The following is a 4,871-nucleotide window of genomic DNA, read 5'->3' on the forward strand; positions in this document are numbered from 1 at the left end:
CTTTCATGCTTAACCCTTCTTACTTTTTTCTTTAGCTTCTTCAATCCATTCAAATCTGCCTAAATTGGTTTGTCTCATAGTGAGAGGAATTTTTGAGTTCCTGTTATTTTCAATATTGTTGGTAGATTCGTCTTTAATTGATACGCTAACTGCTCTAGCTCTAACCAAGTCGCCTTCATCCAAGGTTTTGTTGGATTCTTTAGCAAGCAATGCTCCTCTTTTAGCATCATAATTAATATAGTCATCAGTTACTTGGGAAACATGTATTAAACCGTCCATAGGACCAATCCTTACAAAAGCACCATAATCAACAATATCGATTACTTCACCATCAAAGATTTCATGTTGTTCAGGTTTGAAGAAAATTGCTTCAAAGACAACATTATGATATGAAGCTCCATCACCCATAATGAGTCTACCTTCACTAATTTCAACAATATTGTTAACGCAGATAAGTAAACCAAGTTTTTTGTCTAAACGACCCTCATAAGTTTCGTTTAGAGTTTCGATAGCGACTTCTTCAAGAGGACTTTCAAACTTGTAAGGTGGAATTCTTACAGTATCCTCAATTCTTGTTTTATAATACAAAATAATCCCTCATTTTATTAATAAGTTTAATTAATATTATATTTTACCTTCAACAGCAATATATTTTTTTTGCCTTAAATATGCAACTGTTATTCCTTTATCTTTTGCACGATTTTTCAATTCAATGTCATTTGTAGCTAAAACTTCTGAAACTCTAAGTAACGCGTCATCCACAGTTTCATTTTCTAATAATGAAATATCCTTTATTTCAATTTTTGAAGAATTAGCTAATTTCAAAGCCAAATTTGCATTCAACCTTGTTTTTCCTTTATTATTTTTTTTCAAACCCTTCAATTCATTGATAACAAAGCTTGGAGTAGTTAATTTATAAGAAGGTAATATTTTTTCAAGTTCAGTGATTATATCAACATTGAACTGAAAAGGAACCATAAAAAAATTGGTATCTATTACAACTTCTTTAGAGTCCATCATATGCCCTCTATTTAATAATACCGTAACCTATCAATCTCCAACGGGCTCCAACTCTACGACTTAAAGCAACCCTGTCTCCAGGACTTGCACAAACCGGCAATTTAAGAGTAACATCAACATCATTTTTCTTTGCGGATGTGACAACACCAATAGTTGTTGTAGTACCACAGTTAATCATTAACGGCTCTTTAATCTTGATTGGAGTAACATCACTTTCTTCTTTAGTACCTACAACACGGTCAAGCAAATTAGCTTCCATACTAAATGCATCCAATACATCAGGCAATGTACCTTCTTCACCGGCAACAGTACCTGATAAAGAATCTGATTTAGTTAATGAAGGATCCAATTTGGTTGCAATACCTACAAGTCCGCCAGGACCTATTTCTTCAACTTGCTCTCCGTTGGCTTCAAGGCCGATAATTTCAGATTTTAAAGTGAGTCTTTCACCATCGTTAGTAGGTCCAGGCCTAATTTCAATGGTATCCCCTAATTTGAAAGTACCTTGAATTAAAGTACCTCCTATGACTCCTCCCTTAATCTTATCAGCACCGGAACCTGGTTTGTTAATGTCAAATGATCTTGCTACATGCATTAAAGCAGTATCATCGACATTTCTTTCCGGAGGTTGAATTTGCTTAAGCATTGCTTCAATTAAGATATCTACATTTGCACCTTGTTGAGCAGATACAGGTATTATTAAAGCATCTTCAGCGCAAGTACCTTTAACAAATTCCTTAATTTCATTATAACTTTCAATAGCTCTTTCTTTTGAAACAATATCAATCTTGTTTTGAACTACGATAACATCCTTAACGCCGATTACATCAAGCGCCATGAGATGCTCTTTAGTTTGTGGTTGTGGACAAGACTCATTTGCAGCAATTACCAACACTGCACCATCCATAATTGCAGCACCAGATAACATAGTTGCCATAAGAGTTTCGTGACCTGGAGCATCAACAAATGATACTTTTCTAATCAATTCAGTTTCACTGCCACAGATTTCACAAGTTTCAGAAGTAGTATAACATTCAGGTTCTCCGCATTTAGGACATTTTCTGAATTCAATGTCTGCATAACCTAAACGGATAGAAATACCTCTTTTTGTTTCCTCACTGTGGGTATCAGTCCATACTCCTGATAATGCTTTGGTAAGAGTAGTCTTACCGTGGTCTACATGACCAACTAAACCTATGTTAACATCTGACTGTACGTTCACAGATAACCACCTTTTTTAATAAATTTAATTCAACTTAAAAGTAAAATAAGAAAAATAGTTAAACTATTCTTCCTCTTCTTCACCAGCACCAAGAATATCAGCTATTGATTTGCTTCCAGCTTTTGTAACTACAGTGTTGATTTGTACAATATCTTCAGCAATAGTGTTTCCTCTTACGGTTTTTCTTCTTTTAACACCATCTGCTTTAGGATGATAACCGATACCACCAGTTAATAAACTTTTGATTCTTCTAGTACCAGAAACATCTTTTTTCATAGTAAAACCGTTTTTGTCACTACCACCAGTAATTTTTAAAGTGTAACCGTCTAAGCCAACAAGTCCACCATCAAATTCATCACCGATAACTAATCCATTGAAAGCTTTAGTTTCATCGATTTCAACTTGATAAGATTCAGCTTTTTCAGACACAACTACTTTGAATGCCATGGTATTCCTCCTTAATTTTTAATAACCCAAATTTATTATTCAAAAAGACCAAATTTACCCCAATCAGGGTCTTGTTTACGTTTAATCTCTAAAAATTCATATAAAGTTTCATATTCATCTTCAGTTAATTTTTCCTTAAATTCCCTTTCAATGAATTTGTAATGTTTTTCAGGGATATCAACATATAATTCATCCCCTTCTTCAAAATGCTTTCCGACAACAGCATCCTTAATTGCCATAGCCACCCTTTGACCTCTTGGAATGCTAGGTAATGTTTCACCCTTATCTTCCATACTGGCTATAACACCAACATATTCTCCATTTTTGTTAATCAATGTCTGACCCTGTTTTACAGTACCGCTAATTGATTCAATTCCAATAATAGCAGGTTTACTTTGACGGAAAACGAGTTTTGGTAAAGACATGAATTTTGCAGGCTTAATGATAGCATCGTAAAATGCTTTCTTCTTGGCTTGCTCCATTTCGTCAATCCATGCTTCATAATCTTCAATAATCTGATAGATTACATCACCCTTAAAGAGCTTAACATCAGATTTGTTAAGATCCTCTTGAGAATTAGGATGAACATCAACATTAAAAGCAATGATTGCACCATGTTCATCATTTTCTTTTAAAGCGATTGATGAATTGATTATATCTCTACGATTAACATCACCGATGTTTGCTTCACGAATAGGAATTTCCAATTCCCTTAACAGCTTAACAATAGCTTCAAGTGAACCTAATGTATCCGCTTTAACCAAGACACCCTCATCTTCAGTGCTGATGGTAATGTCTTCAATTTCCTTTAAGATTTCCTCTTCAACATTTTCGTCTTCACTTAAAACCCTAAGCGGAGATCCTGAAACAACATCATCCAAATTAGGAGCTGCGATTTTGATACCTGCTGCTGCAACTACCTCATCGAACTTTTGGAATTTCTTTTTAGAATCCCTCATCTCTTCCAGTGGAAGCGGCCTTAAAATGGATCTGATTTTTGTTGTTAAGACTTCGTTTGAAGAAGTCATTAAAGCGATTTCGTCATTAGTCCGTAAAACACCATCATAAATGATACTATCAATAGTTAGGCCTAATCCTGTTTCTTCTTTGATTTCCAGAACAGTACCTTTAGCAGGAGCGTCTTCATTGATTTCGAGTTGAGCAGTCAAATATTCCTGAGCCAAACCTAAAAGCATTGCTAAAACTTCAATAATTCCTTCACCAGTTCTTGCACTAATTGGAATGATAGTAATCTGGGAAGCGAAATTACTGATTCTGTCAAATCTTTCAGACTGGAAACCTTCCTTGTGAAGTGTACCTACAATTTCATAAACCTTAAGGTCAACTTCCTGTTGAACACTAGGAGCCTGTTGACTGAAAGATTCCTTAAAAGAAGCCCCTTCATGTGGTTCCCAACCAAAAATCATGTCAATCTTGTTGGCAACTACTATAAAAGGAGTCTTATACATCTTGAGAATGTTTAAAGCCTCATAGGTTTGCGGTTTAAAACCTTCATTAATGTCAAGAATCAATACTGCTAAATCTGCCAAAGCTCCACCACGTTTCCTTAAACTGGTGAATGCTGCGTGACCTGGAGTATCAATGAAAAACAAACCTGGAATTAAATCCTTGATAGTTAATCTGGATATAAAATTTCCACAGATTTCTTCAATGGTATCGTTTGGAATTTCAGTAGCACCAATATGTTGAGTAATACCCCCAGCTTCCCTATCGGCTATGGTACTGCCTCTAATATAATCTAGGAGTGTTGTTTTTCCATGGTCCACATGACCCAAAACTGATACAATCGGGGATCTGATTTTCATAGTATCTTTTTTTATAATAAATTTCTAAATTTAAATCTATTCGTAAATTAAATCATTGTCAACGATTTTATAATCGCAAATTTCATCTTCGTTAAAGAAAAGAGCAATTTCTCTTTCTGCAGATTCAGGAGCGTCTGAAGCATGAATAATGTTTCTACCGGTATCCATACCAAAGTCTCCTCTAATAGTTCCAAGATCTGCTTCTAAAGGATTTGTTGCACCAACTAATTTCCTAATAGTAGTAATAGCTTCTTCTCCTTCAATTACCATAGCTAATGATGGGGATGAAGTGATGTATTCTACTAAACTTGGGAAAAATGGTTTTTCAGCATGTTCTCCATAATGAGTTTTAGCTA

Annotated in this window: 6 protein-coding genes; all 6 read right to left on the bottom strand. The window is 34.9% G+C overall.

The window, feature by feature from the left end; all coding sequences use genetic code 11:
* Positions 1-9: 9 nt before the first annotated feature.
* The gene (locus Q0W26_RS11365) at positions 10-588 is read right to left on the bottom strand and encodes a DNA-directed RNA polymerase (RefSeq protein ID WP_298525491.1); all 579 of its coding nucleotides are present in this window, start codon (positions 586-588) and stop codon (positions 10-12) included.
* Positions 589-624: 36 nt separating this feature from the next.
* Entirely contained in the window at positions 625-1,017 is a 393-nt protein-coding gene (locus Q0W26_RS11370) for a PIN domain-containing protein (protein ID WP_298525494.1), read from the bottom strand.
* 10 nt (positions 1,018-1,027) lie between these two features.
* Entirely contained in the window at positions 1,028-2,242 is a 1,215-nt protein-coding gene (locus tag Q0W26_RS11375; protein WP_298525496.1) for a translation initiation factor IF-2 subunit gamma, read from the bottom strand.
* Between the two features lie 63 nt (positions 2,243-2,305).
* Positions 2,306-2,689 carry a 30S ribosomal protein S6e gene (locus tag Q0W26_RS11380; protein ID WP_298525498.1) on the bottom strand — a complete coding sequence of 128 codons (384 nt, stop codon included), beginning with the start codon at positions 2,687-2,689 and terminating at the stop codon, positions 2,306-2,308.
* 35 nt (positions 2,690-2,724) lie between these two features.
* Positions 2,725-4,515 (bottom strand): translation initiation factor IF-2, encoded by a 1,791-nt coding sequence (gene infB, locus Q0W26_RS11385; protein ID WP_298525501.1) that lies wholly within the window; start codon positions 4,513-4,515, stop codon positions 2,725-2,727.
* 36 nt (positions 4,516-4,551) lie between these two features.
* On the bottom strand, positions 4,552-4,871 hold a 320-nt coding region (locus Q0W26_RS11390), incomplete at its 5' end, for a nucleoside-diphosphate kinase (protein ID WP_298525504.1).

The organism is uncultured Methanobrevibacter sp., assembly GCF_947169325.1.
In the GTDB taxonomy this organism is placed as follows: domain Archaea; phylum Methanobacteriota; class Methanobacteria; order Methanobacteriales; family Methanobacteriaceae; genus Methanocatella.